At 61.4% G+C, this 17,302-nt stretch carries 18 protein-coding genes; 9 read left to right on the forward strand and 9 right to left on the reverse strand.

The genetic code is table 11. From position 1 onward, the window contains the following. Position 1: 1 nt before the first annotated feature. The gene (locus SJY36_RS07970; RefSeq protein ID WP_386174126.1) at positions 2-829 is read left to right on the forward strand and encodes a metallophosphoesterase family protein; all 828 of its coding nucleotides are present in this window, start codon (positions 2-4) and stop codon (positions 827-829) included. Here SJY36_RS07970 and SJY36_RS07975 read toward each other — a convergent pair. From SJY36_RS07975 to SJY36_RS07985, 3 genes are read right to left on the reverse strand one after another with little or no spacing between them, the layout of a single operon-like run. Then, positions 766-1,740: a site-specific tyrosine recombinase XerD gene (locus SJY36_RS07975; RefSeq protein ID WP_386174129.1), complete on the reverse strand. Its 975-nt coding sequence runs from the start codon at positions 1,738-1,740 to the stop codon at positions 766-768. The two genes, SJY36_RS07970 and SJY36_RS07975, sit on opposite strands and share 64 nt — an antisense overlap. After that, positions 1,740-3,308 carry a hypothetical protein gene (locus SJY36_RS07980; protein WP_386174131.1) on the reverse strand — a complete coding sequence of 523 codons (1,569 nt, stop codon included), beginning with the start codon at positions 3,306-3,308 and terminating at the stop codon, positions 1,740-1,742. The genes SJY36_RS07975 and SJY36_RS07980 overlap by 1 nt, the downstream gene beginning before the upstream one ends. Further along, complete coding sequence (locus SJY36_RS07985) at positions 3,305-3,454, reverse strand: hypothetical protein (protein WP_005853380.1); 150 nt, start codon at positions 3,452-3,454, stop codon at positions 3,305-3,307. Before SJY36_RS07985 ends, SJY36_RS07980 begins: the two co-directional genes overlap by 4 nt. Positions 3,455-3,534: 80 nt before the next feature. Here SJY36_RS07985 and SJY36_RS07990 point away from each other — a divergent pair, with 80 nt between their 5' ends. Beyond that, the gene (locus tag SJY36_RS07990; RefSeq protein WP_009826981.1) at positions 3,535-4,125 is read left to right on the forward strand and encodes a shikimate kinase; all 591 of its coding nucleotides are present in this window, start codon (positions 3,535-3,537) and stop codon (positions 4,123-4,125) included. Next, entirely contained in the window at positions 4,125-5,240 is a 1,116-nt protein-coding gene (gene aroB, locus SJY36_RS07995; RefSeq protein ID WP_340262618.1) for a 3-dehydroquinate synthase, read from the forward strand. The genes SJY36_RS07990 and aroB overlap by 1 nt, the downstream gene beginning before the upstream one ends. 85 nt (positions 5,241-5,325) lie before the next feature. Here the strand turns inward: aroB and SJY36_RS08000 are convergent, their stop codons facing one another. Then, complete coding sequence (locus SJY36_RS08000) at positions 5,326-5,850, reverse strand: single-stranded DNA-binding protein (protein ID WP_005853386.1); 525 nt, start codon at positions 5,848-5,850, stop codon at positions 5,326-5,328. A 220-nt stretch (positions 5,851-6,070) separates the two neighbouring features. Between SJY36_RS08000 and SJY36_RS08005 the strand changes: the two genes are divergently transcribed. Next, positions 6,071-6,655 carry a lytic transglycosylase domain-containing protein gene (locus tag SJY36_RS08005; protein ID WP_051577617.1) on the forward strand — a complete coding sequence of 195 codons (585 nt, stop codon included), beginning with the start codon at positions 6,071-6,073 and terminating at the stop codon, positions 6,653-6,655. A gap of 173 nt (positions 6,656-6,828) precedes the next feature. Beyond that, the gene (locus SJY36_RS08010; protein ID WP_386174135.1) at positions 6,829-7,356 is read left to right on the forward strand and encodes a hypothetical protein; all 528 of its coding nucleotides are present in this window, start codon (positions 6,829-6,831) and stop codon (positions 7,354-7,356) included. A 73-nt stretch (positions 7,357-7,429) separates the two neighbouring features. On the opposite strand, the gene SJY36_RS08015 is transcribed toward SJY36_RS08010, so the two are convergent. The 5 genes from SJY36_RS08015 to miaA form a co-directional block, all read right to left on the reverse strand. Further along, the gene (locus SJY36_RS08015) at positions 7,430-9,517 is read right to left on the reverse strand and encodes a dipeptide ABC transporter ATP-binding protein (protein ID WP_386174138.1); all 2,088 of its coding nucleotides are present in this window, start codon (positions 9,515-9,517) and stop codon (positions 7,430-7,432) included. Between the two features lie 96 nt (positions 9,518-9,613). Continuing rightward, positions 9,614-11,038, reverse strand: a complete 1,425-nt coding sequence (locus SJY36_RS08020; RefSeq protein WP_386174141.1) for an ABC transporter permease — start codon at positions 11,036-11,038, stop codon at positions 9,614-9,616. A gap of 13 nt (positions 11,039-11,051) precedes the next feature. Next, complete coding sequence (locus SJY36_RS08025; RefSeq protein ID WP_074634964.1) at positions 11,052-12,137, reverse strand: ABC transporter permease; 1,086 nt, start codon at positions 12,135-12,137, stop codon at positions 11,052-11,054. A 261-nt stretch (positions 12,138-12,398) separates the two neighbouring features. Next, positions 12,399-13,187, reverse strand: coding sequence for an AraC family transcriptional regulator (locus tag SJY36_RS08030; protein ID WP_037944226.1), 789 nt, complete (start codon positions 13,185-13,187; stop codon positions 12,399-12,401). A gap of 103 nt (positions 13,188-13,290) precedes the next feature. Next, entirely contained in the window at positions 13,291-14,181 is an 891-nt protein-coding gene (gene miaA / locus SJY36_RS08035) for a tRNA (adenosine(37)-N6)-dimethylallyltransferase MiaA (RefSeq protein ID WP_386174146.1), read from the reverse strand. Between the two features lie 99 nt (positions 14,182-14,280). On the opposite strand from miaA, the gene pyrH reads away from it, so the two are divergent. From pyrH to SJY36_RS08055, 4 genes are all read left to right on the forward strand, one after another. Next, entirely contained in the window at positions 14,281-15,009 is a 729-nt protein-coding gene (gene pyrH, locus SJY36_RS08040; RefSeq protein WP_074634962.1) for a UMP kinase, read from the forward strand. A 99-nt stretch (positions 15,010-15,108) separates the two neighbouring features. Further along, a complete protein-coding gene (gene frr, locus SJY36_RS08045; RefSeq protein ID WP_005853404.1) occupies positions 15,109-15,672 on the forward strand; it encodes a ribosome recycling factor in 564 nt (187 codons plus the stop codon). Positions 15,673-15,735: 63 nt separating this feature from the next. Beyond that, the gene (uppS, locus tag SJY36_RS08050; protein ID WP_005853406.1) at positions 15,736-16,479 is read left to right on the forward strand and encodes a polyprenyl diphosphate synthase; all 744 of its coding nucleotides are present in this window, start codon (positions 15,736-15,738) and stop codon (positions 16,477-16,479) included. A gap of 23 nt (positions 16,480-16,502) precedes the next feature. Next, positions 16,503-17,297: a phosphatidate cytidylyltransferase gene (locus SJY36_RS08055; protein ID WP_005853409.1), complete on the forward strand. Its 795-nt coding sequence runs from the start codon at positions 16,503-16,505 to the stop codon at positions 17,295-17,297. Positions 17,298-17,302: the final 5 nt, after the last annotated feature.

Consider the following 17,302-nt stretch of genomic DNA (forward strand, 5'->3'; position numbering starts at 1 on the left):
GATGAGCAGGGTGAACCATCAAGATTTGGGACAATTGAACGGGCCAATTGTGCTGTTCGGCGGTCCGTATTCCAACCTGCATGCGCTTGACGCGTTGTTTGACCGCGCGCGGGCCTTAGGGCTGGGGCCGGACTGGATGATTTGCACCGGCGACGTCGTGGCCTATTGCGCCGATGCCCATGCCGTCAGCGACAGGATGCAAGACAGTGGCATCGCGGTGGTGGCGGGGAATTGTGAAAAGCAGCTTGCCGCAGGTGCGATGGACTGCGGCTGCGGGTTCGAGGATGGCAGCGCCTGTGATCTACTGTCGGTCGGCTGGTACGGCTACGCCAGCGCGCAGATCACCCAAGCGCAGCGGGACTGGATGGGGCAGGTGCCGGACATCCTCAGCTTTCACCACGCCGGAAAGCGCTATGCCGTGATCCACGGGGGGCACCATGATATCGCCCGCTTTATCTGGCCCGTCTCGCCCGAGGCCGTGTTTGACGCGGAATGGCAGGCGGTGGAGCGGAGCATCGGTCCGTTGGACGGGATCATTGCAGGGCACTGCGGGGTGGCGTTTGAACGGCAGACAGCGCGGGGGATGTGGATCAACGCCGGTGTCATCGGCATGCCGCCCAACGACGGCGCACCGCAGACCCGTTTTGCGGTGCTTGATGCGGGGCAGGTGTCGTTTCACCGGCTTGACTATGACCATGCCGCCGCCGCCCGCGCGATGGTGCAGGCGGGGCTGACCCAAGGCTACCACAAAGCGCTAGAGACCGGTTACTGGCCGTCAGAGGATGTCTTGCCGCCGGAACTGCGCCGCCCCGCCTTGGCCAGCGGATGATTTTCCAGCACCAGCTCGGACAGGCGTGCCTCTAGCACATGGGTGTAGATCTCGGTCGTCGCGACATCGGCGTGTCCCAGCATCGTCTGGATCGCCCGCAGATCGGCACCATTGGCCAGCAGGTGCGTGGCAAAGGCGTGGCGTAGGGTGTGGGGTGTAACCTTGGACGGATCAACACCGGCGGTCAGGGCGAATTCCTTGATCAGCAAATAGAAGCGGTGGCGCGTCAGATATCCGGCGCTGCCGCGGCTGGGGAACAGGTAGATCGACGCGGGTTTGCCCTTGGCCTGTGCGGCCTCATCCATGTTATCGCGATGCACAAGCCATGCCGCCAGCGCCTCGCGTGCAGGGTCTGACAGGGGCACCAGACGCTCCTTGCCGCCTTTGCCCATGATCAACAGCAAGCGCGGGTCGCCGCGTGCCGCGCTGACCTTAAGGCTCACCAGCTCGCTCACCCGCATGCCGGTGGCGTAGAGCAGCTCCATCAAACAGGTGTTGCGGAGCTGGTCCGAGGTGTTGCGCCCCGAGTGGCGCGCCGCGTCGAGCAGCTGGTCGACCTCGTCTTCTGACAGCACCTTGGGCAGACGTTTATCCTGCCCTGGACCGGCAATCTGGATCGCGGGGTTATCGGTGCGCCACCCTTCTTCAAAGGCGAAACGGTACAGCTGTTTGATCGCCGACAGCCGCCGTGCGCGGGTGGATTTGGCAAGCCCCTGCGCGTCGCACCAGACCAGATAGGCCTCGATATCCTTGCGACCGACCGTGACGAAATCCAATGCGCGGCGGGCGAGGAAACTGTCAAAATCCTTCAGGTCGCGCCCATAGGCGAGTTGCGTGTTCGTGGCGGCGCCCAGTTCCGCCGCCTGCGCCTCTAGGAAGGTTGAAATCCAGTGCAGCAACTCGGTCTGCATCAGTCACGCTCCAGCAAAGACGTCTGCAGGGCAGCCCGCCGCGCAGCATCTTCCAGCCCCAGGGCCCGCAGGGTAGAGATTGCATCGCGCAGGGCAGCCGTGTCGCCGCGGGCGCCGTCCTCTAGCAGGGCAATTGTATGCAGGATGGCGCTGCCCAGCTGACCGTTTTGCGCCATTTCAACCAGCCCCTCACGTGGTGTTGGCGTCGTGAACGCGCTGGAAATCCCCTGTGCGTGGGGGATGTCGGGCGTGGTTTTCGGGGCCTCCCCGCGCGCGATCTGCGACAGGAATGTAATCTCTGCCGGTGTCGTATCGGCGCTGGCGACCTGCTCGTAGAGCGGTGACAGCAGCAGGATACGGTCGCGCAGGGCCGCGCTGGCACCTGTAAGGTCGGTGCCCTGCAAATCCTCGGCATAGAGGGTGGCGAAGGTCACTTCGGTCTCGGCCTGCTGCATGGCGCGCCACGCGGGGCGCAGGGCTTTGGCGATTGCCTCTGCATTGCCGCTGGACATGGCCGTGTCGAACCGCTGGAGCGCTTCGACACGGTCCCACACCCCGCCAGAGGCCGCAGGCTCACGGTCGGTATAAATGCCCAGAAAACGGTTGTCGGGCAGGGCACCGATACGGGTCAGACGCTCCGCCGCATCTAGCTGCGCTTTCCAGCCCGCGATATCGCGCAGATCGGCCACAGCATAGGCAGCGGGCAGGTTCCGCGTGGGCTGCGGCTCTCCGATCGCTTCGAGCAGCCGGAACTTGAGCGGCGTCATCTCGCGCGGGCCGGGCAGGGGCGCGGCCCCTTCGTAAAGGTCAGGGTTGAGGAACCGGTCCAGCAGCGACAGATCGCTTTCGGGCAGCAGCGCCAGCGCTTGGGCAGACCCCAACGTCAGCGCCGCCGTGTCCCACTCCCCCGACCGCGCAGCGCACAGGATGCGCACGCCGTAATCCGTTGTCAGGAAGGGCTTGTCCTTCAGCCGCAGGCAGGCACGATCTTCTGTGCCCAAAAGCAGGCTCACCTGCATCCATAGGCCAAAGTGATCCGGCGAGGTCTCGACACCCGCCTGTTCGATCAGCGACATCGCAGGGTCAAGTGCCGCAGCCTCCATCAAGGTGCGCACACGGGCGAGGGCAAGCACATCGCCCTGTTTCGCATCCCCCTGCGGCGCGGTTGCTTGCGCCAGCAGCAGGGTGAACAGCAGCGAATGGGCTACGGGCAGGTGAAGCTCTGGCAGACGGTCAAGCTGATGGGCGATGTCTTCCGCGGTGCTGCCCGTCCATAGATCCTGCGGTAGCCCTGTCACCTTGGTTGGCACCAACCCGATGGCGCGCGGCCCGCCTTTGCCCAAGGGGGCCACGGTCACGACAGGGGGCAGCGCGGTCCGCGCCACGGGGGCCTCGTCCGGCTTTACGGGGGCCTTGCGCGTCGGTTGCGGCGTCTTGGGACGTTCGCCGAGCCAGTCGATTACCGACAAAGGCGCGTTCCGGTCATTCTGCGCCGCGGTTTGCGCGGCGACACCAAGGGGGAGGGCAATCAGGCAAAAAACGCTTAGCTGCCTGACAAATCGGATCATTGCTGCTCCAACGTCACGGATTCGCGGATTTCGACCTGGGGTGGTGCAAAGTCCGCCCCGAAGAACGGCCCCACATAGGCATAGACCGCAAGGCCGATGAACCCGATAATTGCGAGGTAAATCAGAAACTTGATCAACTTGCCCATGGAATCCGCCTGCTTTCTTCTGCATCTTTTGACTATTCTATATATGGCCTTTTGGGCAAGATCACGTCATTCACACAAGAATGAGCGAAATTCAGCAATCCCCAGCCGATACGGCCCAAAACACCCCTCGGTACCATCTTAAGAAGACGGTTGTCATGGTGGGTATGATGGGCGCAGGTAAAACCGCCGTGGGCCGCGCTTTGGCCGCGAAACTCGGTGTGCCCTTTGTGGACAGCGACCACGAGATAGAGGCCGCTGCCAATCTGACCGTGCCCGAAATCTTTGAGCGCGACGGCGAGCCCTTCTTTCGCAAGCGCGAGACCGAAGTGATCTCGCGTCTGCTGGATAAAGAGCCCGGCATCCTGTCGACCGGCGGCGGTGCCTTTCTGGCGGAAGCCAACCGCGAGAATATCTCGGCCCGCGGGGTGTCGGTGTGGCTGGATGCGGATCTTGACCTGCTGTGGAACCGTGTGCGGTACAAGACCTCGCGCCCGTTGCTGCGCACTGCTGACCCGCGCGGCACCCTGACCGAGCTTTACGAAAAACGTGTGCCGATCTACCGGCTTGCGGATATGACGGTTGCCAGCACGCCGGCACTGTCGATTGACGCGATGGCGCAGCGCGTGGTGGATGCGCTGGCGGATCGTCCAGATGTACTTGAGGTGCTGTGATGCGAGAAACGGTTCATGTCGGTCTTGAGGGCCGCGCCTATGATGTGGTGATCGGCCCCGATCTGTTGGCGCAAGCAGGCGCGTTGATTGCCCCGCTGTTGCGCCGCAAACGTGTTGTGGTAGTCAGTGATGAAACGGTTGCGGCGCACCATCTGGACAGTTTGCGCGCCGGACTGGACGCCGCTGACATCAGCGTCGAGGCGCTGGCATTGCCGCCGGGCGAGGCAACAAAATGTTGGGCAGAGCTGACCCGCACGGTCGATTGGCTGATGGATCAGAAGGTCGAACGCAACGATGTCGTGATTGCCTTTGGCGGCGGCGTCATCGGTGATCTGGTGGGCTTTGCCGCCGCGATCCTGCGCCGTGGTGTACGCTTTGTGCAAATCCCGACCTCGCTTCTGGCACAGGTCGACAGCTCGGTCGGGGGCAAGACGGGGATCAACGTATCACAGGGCAAGAACCTTGTCGGCGCGTTTCATCAGCCGTCCCTTGTATTGGCCGATACGGCCGTTCTTGGCACATTGCAGGCGCGTGATTTCCTCGCCGGATATGGCGAGGTCGTCAAATACGGACTGCTGGGGGATGCGGCCTTCTTTGATTGGCTTGAAGTGAACGCCCCCGCGATGGCCGCTGGCGATATGGCGCTGCGCGTAGAGGCGGTGCGCCGGTCTGTCCAGATGAAGGCCGATATCGTGCTGCGCGACGAAAAGGAACACGGCGACCGCGCGCTGTTGAACCTTGGCCATACCTTCTGCCACGCGCTTGAGGCGGCGACGGGCTATTCCGACCGTTTGCTGCATGGCGAAGGTGTGGCGATCGGCTGTGCGATGGCGTTCGAATTGTCCGCCCGTTTGGGGCTTTGCGCGCAAGAGGACCCCAGCCGCGTCCGCGCGCATCTGCGGGCCATGGGGATGAAAACCGACCTGCGCGACATCGACGGAGATCTGCCGGACGCCGCCTATCTGCTTGATCTGATGGGGCAGGATAAAAAGGTCATCGACGGCAAGCTGCGCTTTATTCTGGCCCGTAGCATTGGCGATGCTTTTGTCACCGCCGATGTCCCCAAGGACGCGGTGCTGCAGCTGCTGGACGACGCGCTGGCCGAACGCCACTAGGGCGCGACGCCCACCCGTCTTAAGTCACGACAAAGAAAAAGGCGGGGAATTCCCCGCCTTAGCTATGTTTGGTATCCAATTGATATCAAAATGGAATTTCATCATCCAGATCGCGCGAGGAACCGCGACCACCGTCGTTGCCGCCGCCCGAGGGGCCACTGTCATAGCCGCCGCCGTAGCCGCCTTGATCCGATGGGCCGCTGTCGTAGCCGCCACCGCCGCCGCCGTAGTTGCCACCACCACCGGAACCACCACCGTCGCGGCCATCGAGCATGGTCAGCGTGCCGCCAAAGCCCTGCAGGACAACTTCGGTGCTGTATTTGTCTTGACCGGACTGGTCTTGCCATTTGCGGGTTTGCAACTGGCCTTCGATATATACTTTGGAACCCTTCTTCAGGTACTGCTCTGCAATGCGCACAAGCCCTTCCTGAAAGATCGCCACCGAATGCCATTCGGTCTTTTCGCGGCGCTCGCCGGTGTTGCGGTCTTTCCATGTCTCGGATGTCGCGATGCGCAGGTTGCACACTTTGCCGCCGTTCTGGAACGAACGCACTTCGGGATCGCGCCCCAGATTCCCGATTAGGATCACTTTATTCACTGAGCCGGCCATGATGCCCCCATTTGCTGCAAGTTTACGGGCCACGCGCGAATCCCGCACGCACCTTGGATTGGCCGACGTTATACCCAGCAGGGATTGCGATAAACAGGGGGGAGGCGGGATTATCGCCGTTGCGACCCACGCAGATGTGACAGGGGGCAATAAAGGGTGGCACCAACGGGTCAGTTTGATATGGTCTGCGGGAATTGAGACTGCGTGGGGCAGGGACAATATGCGATTTTTACTAACGGCGGCGCTGTGCTGCCTTTCTGTGGGCGCAGCACCGGTTGCCGCTGATGTGTTTTCATCCAAGAACCGGACCAAGCTTTTTGCGTCCCAGACCAAGATTCTGGATACACGGGCGTCAAAACAATATGCGGCCTCTGTCCGGTTGCAGCCACAACGCGTGGTCACCCCGACAAAATGGGACACCCCCAAATATCGCGGCAAGTACAAGGGCGTCTACCTTGGCATGGCGCGCGAAGCCGCGATGCGCCACGGCATTCCGGCGGATCTCTTCTTGCGTCTCGTGCAGCAGGAAAGCGGCTGGAACCCTGCGGCGCGGTCGCACAAAGGCGCGCTTGGTCTGGCGCAGCTTATGCCGGAAACGGCGCGGATCCTGCGCGTGGACCCGACCGACCCCTACGAGAACCTTGATGGCGGTGCACGATACCTCAAGCGTCAATATCAGGCGTTCGGCTCATGGAACCTCGCGCTTGCGGCCTATAACGCGGGGCCGGGGGCGGTGAAGAAATACGGTGGCATCCCGCCCTATGCCGAAACCAAGAACTACGTGAAGGTGATCGCGGGTCTGTGATATGCGGCGATAAGTGGCTCTGAATAAAGTATATTTCGCCGCTTGATGCTGATTTCCGCTTGCCGTTTTTCGCGGCGATGGAACCATATCGCCACGGCTGATGTTCCCTTTCCACAGCGTCAGCAGGTCGTCTTCTACGGTCTGCGCGCATCAGAAAGATAAGGAGCATTCGCATGTTCAACTCAGTTAAATCAATCGCCTTGGCCACAGGTGTAAGCTTGGCCGCATTGTCCACTGCCGCATTTGCGGACGAGAAAGTCGCCTTCTCTGCGATTGACGTAAGCTCGTCAATCAACGCTGCGCAGGACGCCAATGCAATGGAATACTACCCCCAGATCACCGAGGACCTGAAAGCCGCCGTGGCCGCCCGCGTCTTGGGTAGCGATGACGCCAGCGATCCGACGATCAACATCGACATCCGCAAAATCTCGCTGGATGGGGATACGATGCTGAGCGATAGTCAGGAATTTAACGAGATCGAAGGTGTAGTCGATATTACGTCACCCAATGAATCGATCGGCGCACGCAGCTTCCCTGTGAATGTCGCCGCCTATTCGGTCGATCAGGTCGTGCCCGAGGGCTATGTCGCCGTGGCCCCGTCCGAGGGTGTTTTCTACGAAGTCATGATCAACGGTTTTGCCGATGAGGTGGCCGAACAGGTCGGCAATCTGAACACCGCTGGTAGCGGCGTCAGCAAATAAGCCACCCTGCCTCGATCAGGCAGAAGCGGCCATCGCACATGCGGTGGCCGTTTTTTGATGCGTAGCGAAGGGTTCAGCGCGCCGTAACGTCCATCTCGATCACGGGCTCCATCGCCGCAAGCTGCGTGTCATCCAGATGACATTTCACCGTATGCCCCGCCGCCAGCGCCCGCAGCTCTGGCACCTGCGTCTCGCACAGATTTCCCGGCACCCGAGATTTCCATCGGCAGCGCGTCTGAAAGGGGCAACCGGGCGGCGGGTTCATCGCCGAGGGGACATCGCCTTCCAGTACAATATGTTTTTTCTTCACCCGCGTGTCGGCGATCGGCACCGCCGAAAGCAGCGCTTCGGTATAGGGATGATAGGGCGGAGAGAACACCTGATCCGTCGTGCCCAACTCGACCACATGGCCCAGATACATCACCATCACCCGGTCGCTGAGGTATCGCACGATGCTCAGGTCATGGCTGATGAACAAAAGGCAGGTCTGTTGCGCCTGCTGGATCTCCATCAAAAGATCCGTCACCGCCGCCTGAACCGAGACATCGAGCGCCGAGACGGGTTCATCCGCCACCACGATCCGCGCGTCTCCGGCAAAGGCACGGGCAATCCCCACGCGCTGTTTCTGCCCGCCCGACAGTTGGCGCGGCATGCGGCTGGCGAATTCCCGCGGCAGTTTGACCAGATCCAGCAGCTCCAGCATACGCGCCTTACGGTCACGCGCGGAGGTGCCCACGCCAAACACTTCAAGCGCGCGGATGATCTGGCGGCCCACGGTCATTGACGGGTTCAATGTGTCGAAAGGGTTCTGGAACACCATCTGGATATCAGCGACGGTCTGTGTCCCCCGATCCTCGATCGCGGTGGTGCCGATATCACGGCCATCCAGCAGCAGGTGACCGGCTGTGGCCGTCTCCAGCCCCATAAGTACCTTGGCAAAAGTGGACTTGCCGCAACCGGATTCCCCAACGATGGCAAGAGTTTCACCCGCACGCGCTTCAAAGCTCAGCTCTTCGTTTGCTTTAACCACTTTGGTACCAGTGCCGCCAAACATGGAATGCGCCGCCACCTGATAGTATTTCTTGAGCTTGTCCATTTTCAGAACGACGTCGCCAACCTCGCCCTTCGATTTGGTCGCCGAATGCGCCATCGGCGCGGCCCAGTCGATGTCATCGTGGCGGATACAGCGGGTCGCGTGGCGCGTGTTTTCGGGCACGTCCAGCATCGGAATGGCACCCTGATCACAGCGCCCTGCGACAAAGTAATCACAGCGCGGGCCAAAGTTGCAGCCCTCGGGGCGTTCATGGGGCAGGGGGAAATTGCCGGGGATAGCGACCAGCGGGCGCGCGGTCTTGTCGGCACCGGGCAGCGGGATCGACCGGAACAGAGCCTGTGTATAGGGATGACGCATGCCGTCGAACACATCCGCAATCGACCCGCGCTCGACCGCCTCGCCTGAGTACATGACACAGATGCGATCGCAGGTGTCCAGCACCAGCCCGAGGTTGTGGCTGATGAACAGCATAGAGGTGCCGTATTTGCGCCCCAGATCTTTGACCAGATCAATGATCGCCGCCTCGACCGTGACATCCAATGCTGTGGTGGGCTCGTCCAGGATCAGCAAGGACGGCTCTGACATCAGGGCCATAGCGATGACGATGCGCTGCTGTTGCCCGCCTGACAGTTGATGCGGATAGGCCTTGAGGATACGTTCGGGGTCCGGCAGCTTGACGTCGGTCACCAGTTGCAAGGCGCGGGCATGGGCCTCGCGTTTCGACATGCCACCGTGGATCATCGGCACTTCCATCAACTGCTGCCCGATCCGCATGGCGGGGTTCAAAGAGGCCATAGGCTCTTGATAGATCATCGCGATCTCGCTGCCCCTGATCTGACGCAACTCAGCGGCGCTCATCCGGGACAGATCGCGCCCCTTAAACTTGATGGACCCGCCCACGACACGCCCGTTCACCCCAAGGTCCTGCATCACGCCCAAGGCGACCGTTGATTTACCACAACCGGATTCACCAACCAGCCCCACAGCCTCGCCCGGTTTGACCGAGACCGAAAAATCCATCACCGCCGGAATTTCGCGCAGCCGTGTGAAGAAAGAGATCGACAGCCCGTCGATCTCCAGAATTGGCCCGTCATATGCCTCGCCCATGTCCAACTCCCTTACCTTCAACCGCAACCATATACTTCATTTTGCCAAGTAAACTCCGGGGGTGCGGGGGCTGGCCCCCGCGGCGGCCATCCCAGATCAATCCCGCAAACTCTCTTCGCGCAGCCCATCCGCGAGCAGGTTCAACCCCAGCACAAGGCTCAGCAAGGCCAGCGCCGGCGCGATTGCCGCATGGGGGTAGAGCGCCAGCAGGCGCCGCCCTGCGTTGATCGTGGTGCCCCAATCGGGGCTTTCGGATTCCAGTCCCAGCCCAAAGAACCCCAGCGTGCCAAGTAGGATCGTGGTATAGCCGATGCGCAGGCAGAAATCGACGATCAGGGGGCCGCGGGCATTGGGCAGGATCTCCCATAGCATGATGTACCACGGTCCTTCGCCGCGGGTCTGCGCGGCCGCCACGTAGTCGCGTGTCTTGATGTCCAGTGCGAGCCCGCGCACGATCCGGAATACTGTGGGCGCGTTGACGAAAACCACCGCGACAAAGACCACCAGCAACCCCGGCCCGATGTCGAGGAAATCCAGAAACGCAGGCAGGCCCGGGATCTCGTAGGTCTGGGTCCGCACCAACGCCCCATCGTCCGAGATCATCGCGAGGTAAAGCCAGCCCACCAGCCCCAGTACCACGACCAGCATCGGCGTGCGGGTGCTTGGCTGCGTGCGCAGACGTGTGTTGAGCAGCACCCCAAGGAACACCAGCGGAAAGATGAACAGCACAATTGCCATGTAATTCGGCAGTCCGGTCAGCACGATCTCGGGGGTGACCAGAAGATAAAAGATCAAGATCACAGGAAAGGCGAGGATCAGATTGGCTAGAAAACTCAGGAATACGTCCAGTTTACCGCCATAGTAGCCCGCAGGCAGCCCCAGCGTGATCCCCACCATAAAGGCAAAGACCGTCGCCATCGGCGCGATCTGGATCACAACCCAGGCACCCTTGATCAGGCGGCTGAACACATCGCGGGCAAGGTTATCGCCGCCCAGCAAGAACCACGGGTAGTCGCCGTCCTCGGCACGGGCCAGCGGTGTGCCGGGAAGCTTGTTCTTCATGCCCGAGGTCTGGCTGAGGCTGTCATGGGTCACGATCATGTCAAACACCCCGCCGAACAGCCCCGTATAGACCCAGAACATCACCAGCCCAAAGCCGATCATGCCAACGGTGCTGTCAAACAATTTGCCATAAAGCCCCAGCCGGCGTTTGAAGGCGATCGACAGGGCAAAGGTCACGATCAGGGCAACCCAGACCGGCAGCAGACGTTGCGCCATGCCGCCAAAGATGCCGGCCTCGGCGCCCATGAAAATGCCCCCGACGACATAGACCATCAGCACCGCCGCCGCCGCCGCGATCCCCGCCGTGGTGAGCTGCCCCAATCGGCGCGTTCCCGCAGGGGAAGTCGGCAGCAGGGGCCAGACCATCTGCATCGCGATACCAAGCAGCACGACCAACACCGCGCCCCCCAGTAATGGGTTCACCCAGTCCAGCGCACCTGTCCATGTCAAGGGGTCCATCTGCATTGTCTCCTTAGGTGATCCGGATGCGCGGGTTCAGCACGACATAGCCGATGTCCGAGATCAGCTGCGTTGTCAGCACCACGATCACCGACACGACCGACACGGCCAGCAACAGCTCGATGTCATTATTCGACGCGGCGCGGACCAGCAGCCAGCCGAAGCCCTTGTAGTTAAAGAGGGTCTCGACGATGACGACTCCGTTCAGAAGCCACGGGATTTGCAGCATGATCACCGTGAACGGCGCGATCAGTGCGTTGCGCAGGGCGTGTTTCAGGACGATGTTGCCAAAGCTCACCCCCTTCAGCCGCGCCGTGCGGATGTACTGCGCGGTCATCACCTCGGTCATCGAAGCACGGGTCATGCGCGCGATATAACCCATCCCGTAAAGCGAGATGGTCAGCACCGGCAAAAAGAAATTCCAGAAGGTCGCGTCTTTCATCGCACTGGCGGCGGAGCCCAGAAACAGCGTCTTGCTGTCGATCCAGCCCCAGTCGGCCAGCAGGGGCGACAGCCCAAACCGAGAGGAGGCGAGCAGGGCGATGAACACGACACCAGAGACATATTCAGGCGTCGCGGTTGTCAGGATTGAAAAGGTCGACAGGGTCCGGTCCGTCCGCGACCCTTCGCGCATCCCCGCCAGCACGCCCACGATCAGTGCCATCGGCACCATCAGCAGGATCACGCAGCCCATCAACTTGCCCGTCAGCGCCAACCGGGTCAGGACAGTGGGGCCGACATCCTCTTGGAAAACAGTCGAAAATCCCCAATCCCCTTGCAAGATACCGCAAAAGCGGCGGCGGTCGCCCTCGGGCGTGTCCTTGGTAAAGCACCGCCCGAAACGGGTGCCGTCATCCTCTTGCGTCACCCATCCGGGCATGACGCCCAGCCATTGGCCAAATTTGACCGGCAGCGGGTCAAGATAGCCGCGATCTCCCAGATAGCTTGCGACCGCTTCGTCGGACATGCGGAAGTTGCCTTGGGTCTTGGCGAGCTTTTCGAGGTTCGGATAGAGGTTGGTCAGCCAGAACACGATAAAGGTCAGGCATAGCGCTGTTACCACCATCACGCCCAAACGGCGCAATATGAAAATACCCATGTAATGACCCTGTTGCGCGGCGATACGGCGACACCTTGAAGGCACGCGGCTGCGTTTGAATTTGTCGCAGCGCGGTCCGGCTTTTGCCGATACGTTGCGCGCTGCGCGGCTCCCTTATTGTCCGCTTTCGGCCATGACATGGGCGGTGCGGATGTGTTTTTCTTGAATGCCAGTCAGCCACAGGTGGCGGTGGCAGGTCAACTCGGTACTTTGGAAAAGGGCGCTTCCCACAGCGTCCTTGCAGCCACCGGCCCTGACGCGTCAGGCCGCCGTTGCCCGCAGACGCGAGGGTGTGAGGCCCGTGTGTTGCTGCATGAACCGTGTGAAATAGGCGGCAGAGCCAAAGCCAAGGTGGCGCGCGATATCCTGTGCGGAATGCTCTGTCGTGCCAAGCAGATGCCGTGCCTCATGCACCACCCGTTCGGTCAGGATATCCGCTGCAGTCTTGCCGGTGGCGGATTTTACGGCCCGTGACAGATGCGTCGGCGTGACCTCCAGGCTTTCGGCGTATTGCGCCATCGGCGCGCCGCTGCTGTAGTGTTCACAGACCATCTGGCAGAACCGCGCGCTGAGCCGTGCGGCGGCGTTGCGCCGGTTGGGCACATGTTCGTCCTGCATGATCTGGCGCCGCAGCCAGACCGACATCAGCGCCGCGTGCCCCTCTAACGCGTCATGATACAGCGGGCGCTTGGCCTGTTGTTCGCGCTGCGCGGCTTCGATCAGGCCGGTCAGTTCGGTCTGGGCCTGCACATCCCGAATACGCAGGTGGCGCGGCATTTGGGGCAGGCGCAGCTCGGTGCCGTCGGGGATCACCACCGCTTGCCCGATGCCCTGCCGCCCCATATCAAGGGCAAAGAGCGCACGGGCAGGGATAAACACCGCGTTATGCGCCCCCAAGCCGCGCCGCTGGCCGTCAAGCTGCAGCAATCCCTGACCGCGGGTGATCCAGATCAGCATATGCACAGGCCGGTCATGACAAAGCTGCACGCGCCAGTCCTGCCCTTGCGACAGTTGCGCCAGCGTCAGCAATTCGATCGTGTTCTCTGTCATTGCATGACCCTATCAGCAAAAGACAAGTAAACACTATCGTTATACAGAGATACGGAAAGATAAAGGCAGTAAAAGATAATTTCGCCGTTTTGGCAGCCGCGTGCTACCTCGGCACATATTGCAGCCAATCGGCGGTGTTCTTGCGCATCCACGTGCGCTGCCGTTTGGCATACTGCCGTGTCGCGATGATGGCATCCTGTCGCGCCACGTCAAGCGGTGTTGCGCCGTCAAGGTAGCGCATCAGCTCGGGCACGCCGATGGCACGGTGCGCGGGCAGGGCGGGGTCATAATCGGGGCGCACGGCGGCGACTTCGTCCAGCGCGCCTTGGTCCAGCATCTGGTCAAAGCGACGGATGATCCTGTCGTTCAGCCAGTCCTTTGACGCGGCAACGGCGACAGGCTGACAGCGTTCCATCGGCAGGATGGGGGGCGGCGTATCATCTTGCCACGCGGCCAGCCCGCGCCCTGTCGCTTGCTGTACCTCCCACGCACGCTGGACGCGCATGGGGTTATAAAGATCGATGCGGCGCGCCGTCTCTGCGTCAAGTGCGTCGATCATCGCCGCGCGGGTCATGGTGTTGCCCGCGGCGCGTACCGCATCGGGGGTCGGGGGAATGTCCACCAGCCCCTTGGTCAGCGCCGCGAAATAAAGCCCCGTGCCACCGACAATGATCGGGCGTGCGGGCTGGCGCAGCACCTCGGTCACCTCGCGCAGCCAGTGGCCGACCGAATAGGGGGCGTGTGCGGCGACATGGCCATACAGCAGATGCGGTGCCAAGGCCTCTTCCTCGGCCGGGGGGCGGGCCGAGATCACGCGCCAGCAGCCGTAGACCTGACTGGCATCCGCGTTCACAATCACCCCGCCCTGAGCCTGCGCAATCGCCAGCGCCAGCGCCGATTTACCCGAGGCCGTGGGCCCCGCAATCAGGACAGGCGCAGTAGGGTCGATAGAGGAAACCACGTCAGAGACGCGGGACAGCGGGGCATCTGGCATTTCTTTGCGTGAACCTCTGACGGAGCATTGAATGTTTGCGCTATTTGCGACATTTTACGGCGCAATGAAAACCCCTCCCACACCCTGAAAGGTGCGCCCATGCCCGAGAGCCAGTCAAAAGTAACATTCAACCGGGTCATGCTGAAGATTTCAGGCGAAGCATTGATGGGCGATCAGGGGTTCGGGCTGAACCCGCCAACCGTGCAACGCATCGCGAACGAGGTCAAATCGGTGCATGATCTTGGCGTCGAAATCTGCATGGTCATCGGGGGCGGCAATATCTTCCGTGGGCTGCAAGGGTCGGCTCAGGGGATGGAACGCACCACCGCCGATTATATGGGGATGCTGGCCACCGTGATGAACGCGCTGGCGATGCAATCCGCGCTGGAGGAACTGGGCATCCACACGCGGGTGATCTCAGCGATCACGATGAACGAGGTCGCCGAACCCTACATCCGCCGCCGCGCCGTGCGCCACCTTGAGAAAAAGCGCGTGTGCATCTTTGCCGCGGGCACCGGCAACCCGTATTTCACCACTGATACCGCCGCGACGCTGCGCGCCAATGAAATGGCTTGCGAAGCGATCTTCAAGGGCACCAAGGTCGATGGTGTCTATGACAAAGACCCCGCCAAATTCGACGATGCGGTCCGCTATGATGACGTGAGCTATGACGATGTGCTGCAAAAGCGCTTGGGGGTCATGGATGCCTCTGCCATCGCCTTGGCGCGCGACAACAACCTGCCGATCATCGTCTTCTCTCTGGACGAGCCGGGCGGCTTCAAGGGGATTCTCGCGGGCGAGGGCACATACACACGGGTTCAGGGCTAGGCCCCAACCTGCGATAGATGCGGGGCTCCCTATACAAGGGGGGCTTGATCGCGTTATATCGGTTCAAATCTAGATAGTTACAAAACCACCGGGGACATCATGTCAGACGATTTTATGCTGGACACAGACGATCTTGAGCGGCGCATGAACGGCGCAATCGCATCGTTGCGCACCGAATTTGCCTCTTTGCGCACAGGCCGCGCGTCCGCCTCTATGCTGGAGCCTGTGATGGTCGACGCCTATGGCAGCAGCACGCCGATCAACCAGGTGGGCACCGTCAACGTGCCCGAGCCACGCATGGTCACCATCAACGTCTGGGACAAGGCGCTGGTCGGCAAGGTCGAAAAGGCGATCCGTGAATCCGGCCTGGGTATCAACCCGCAGCTGAACGGCACGATCATCATGCTGCCGATCCCCGAGCTGAACGAGGAACGCCGCACCCAGCTGACCAAGGTCGCGGGGCAATATGCCGAAAGCGCCCGTGTATCGATCCGCAACGTGCGCCGCGACGGTATGGACCAGATCAAGAAAGCCAAGGCCGACGGCATGTCGGAAGACGATCAGAAAGTCTGGGAGGGTGAGGTTCAGGACATGACCAACAAGTTCATCGCCCAGATCGACGAGCAGCTTGAAAGCAAACAAGCCGAGATCATGCAGGTTTAAGTACCTTATTCGGTGCGCGCGACCCCAAGGTCCGCGCATCGGCCTGCAGTTCGATAAGGATAGATGATGCCTGCTGCGACCGACCAGACCTTCCAGCTTGTCCCAGGGGCACCGCGCCATGTTGCGATCATCATGGACGGAAACGGCCGTTGGGCGACCCAGCGGGGGCGTCCGCGTCTGTTCGGGCATCATGCCGGTGCCAAACGCGTGCGCGAGATCGTCGAGGCATGCCCCGATTTCGGCGTCGAATATCTGACAATCTTTGCCTTCTCGACCGAGAACTGGAAACGTACTCAGGTCGAGGTGGCGGGGCTCATGAGCCTGTTCCGCCGCTATATCACCAAAGAGACCAAGGCGCTGAAAGCCAAGGGCGTGCGCGTCCGGTTCATTGGTGACCGTGTCCGGCTGGATGCGAAACTGGTCAAGCTGATGAATGTGCTAGAGGCAGAGACGGCAGAAAACACCCGTACCCATCTGACGATTGCGCTGAACTACGGCGGTCGCGACGAGGTCGCCCGCGCGACGCAGCGGCTGGCACAGGACGTTGCAGCGGGTCTGCTCAGCCCTGAGGACGTCGACGAAGAAACCCTGCCGCGCTATCTGGATACCCATGTTTTGCCGGACCCCGATCTGGTGATCCGCACCAGTGGCGAGGCGCGGATATCGAACTTTCTGCTGTGGCAATCAGCCTATGCCGAATATGAATTCATTGATACGCTCTGGCCCGACTTCACCAAGGCCGAGTTTGGCAATCTTTGTGCGGCCTTTGGCAATCGCGACCGGCGCTTTGGTGCCGTGTCCTCCTGATCGTACGACGAAAGGAAAGCACTATGACACCTTCTTCGGAACGCTGGTCCGACCTCACGGCGCGCGTCGGTTCGGCGCTGGCGATGATCGTGGTCGGTCTGGGCGGTATCTATCTGGGCGGGCCCGTGTTCCACGTTCTTGTCGCGATCATTTGCGGCGTCATGGCGTGGGAACTGGTGGGGATGTTGAACCCGTCAAACCGTGGTGCACGGATGCAGATGGGCTTGCTGGTGGGCGCGGCGACGCTCGCCGCGATCTACCTGCCCGTGGGCTTTGCCCTGCCGGTGCTGCTGGCCCCCGCGTTGGTGGGCTTTGGCCAGTTGGAAAAGCACCGCACCATATTCATGTGTTTCACCGTGATGATCATGCTGGCCGGTTTCGGGCTGACGCAGGTGCGCGATGATTTCGGCTTTGGCTGGCTGATGTGGCTGGTGCTGGTTGTGGTCATCACCGATGTCGTTGGCTATTTCGCCGGACGTGCCATCGGGGGGCCAAAGTTTTGGCCCAAGGTCAGCCCCAAGAAAACATGGTCCGGCACGGCGGCGGGCTGGATCGGGGCCGCGGCTGTCGGTTTCCTGTTCTCGATCAACACCGGTGTAGGCTTGCAGCTGGTCGGTGTCTCTGTCGCCATGTCGATGGCGTCGCAGATGGGGGATATGGCGGAATCCGGGATGAAGCGTCGCTTGGGGGTCAAGGACAGCTCTAACCTGATCCCCGGTCATGGTGGTTTGCTGGATCGGTTCGACGGTATGCTGGGGGCGGCGCTGTTCCTGCTGATCATTGGTCGTTTCCTGACCATCACCCCCGCGCTAAGCTGATCTTC

Source organism: Sulfitobacter sp. R86518 (assembly GCF_042466275.1).
In the GTDB taxonomy this organism is placed as follows: Bacteria; Pseudomonadota; Alphaproteobacteria; order Rhodobacterales; family Rhodobacteraceae; genus Sulfitobacter; species Sulfitobacter pontiacus.

What these genes read in the sequence shown, in the direction of transcription:
- SJY36_RS07970 (WP_386174126.1), top strand. Translation starts at nt 2, where the DNA reads ATGAGCAGGGTGAACCATCAAGATTTGGGACAATTGAACGGGCCAATT.
- SJY36_RS07975 (WP_386174129.1), bottom strand. Translation starts at nt 1,740, where the DNA reads ATGCAGACCGAGTTGCTGCACTGGATTTCAACCTTCCTAGAGGCGCAG.
- SJY36_RS07980 (WP_386174131.1), bottom strand. Translation starts at nt 3,308, where the DNA reads ATGATCCGATTTGTCAGGCAGCTAAGCGTTTTTTGCCTGATTGCCCTC.
- SJY36_RS07985 (WP_005853380.1), bottom strand. Translation starts at nt 3,454, where the DNA reads ATGGGCAAGTTGATCAAGTTTCTGATTTACCTCGCAATTATCGGGTTC.
- SJY36_RS07990 (WP_009826981.1), top strand. Translation starts at nt 3,535, where the DNA reads ATGAGCGAAATTCAGCAATCCCCAGCCGATACGGCCCAAAACACCCCT.
- aroB (WP_340262618.1), top strand. Translation starts at nt 4,125, where the DNA reads ATGCGAGAAACGGTTCATGTCGGTCTTGAGGGCCGCGCCTATGATGTG.
- SJY36_RS08000 (WP_005853386.1), bottom strand. Translation starts at nt 5,850, where the DNA reads ATGGCCGGCTCAGTGAATAAAGTGATCCTAATCGGGAATCTGGGGCGC.
- SJY36_RS08005 (WP_051577617.1), top strand. Translation starts at nt 6,071, where the DNA reads ATGCGATTTTTACTAACGGCGGCGCTGTGCTGCCTTTCTGTGGGCGCA.
- SJY36_RS08010 (WP_386174135.1), top strand. Translation starts at nt 6,829, where the DNA reads ATGTTCAACTCAGTTAAATCAATCGCCTTGGCCACAGGTGTAAGCTTG.
- SJY36_RS08015 (WP_386174138.1), bottom strand. Translation starts at nt 9,517, where the DNA reads ATGGGCGAGGCATATGACGGGCCAATTCTGGAGATCGACGGGCTGTCG.
- SJY36_RS08020 (WP_386174141.1), bottom strand. Translation starts at nt 11,038, where the DNA reads ATGGACCCCTTGACATGGACAGGTGCGCTGGACTGGGTGAACCCATTA.
- SJY36_RS08025 (WP_074634964.1), bottom strand. Translation starts at nt 12,137, where the DNA reads ATGGGTATTTTCATATTGCGCCGTTTGGGCGTGATGGTGGTAACAGCG.
- SJY36_RS08030 (WP_037944226.1), bottom strand. Translation starts at nt 13,187, where the DNA reads ATGACAGAGAACACGATCGAATTGCTGACGCTGGCGCAACTGTCGCAA.
- miaA (WP_386174146.1), bottom strand. Translation starts at nt 14,181, where the DNA reads ATGCCAGATGCCCCGCTGTCCCGCGTCTCTGACGTGGTTTCCTCTATC.
- pyrH (WP_074634962.1), top strand. Translation starts at nt 14,281, where the DNA reads ATGCCCGAGAGCCAGTCAAAAGTAACATTCAACCGGGTCATGCTGAAG.
- frr (WP_005853404.1), top strand. Translation starts at nt 15,109, where the DNA reads ATGTCAGACGATTTTATGCTGGACACAGACGATCTTGAGCGGCGCATG.
- uppS (WP_005853406.1), top strand. Translation starts at nt 15,736, where the DNA reads ATGATGCCTGCTGCGACCGACCAGACCTTCCAGCTTGTCCCAGGGGCA.
- SJY36_RS08055 (WP_005853409.1), top strand. Translation starts at nt 16,503, where the DNA reads ATGACACCTTCTTCGGAACGCTGGTCCGACCTCACGGCGCGCGTCGGT.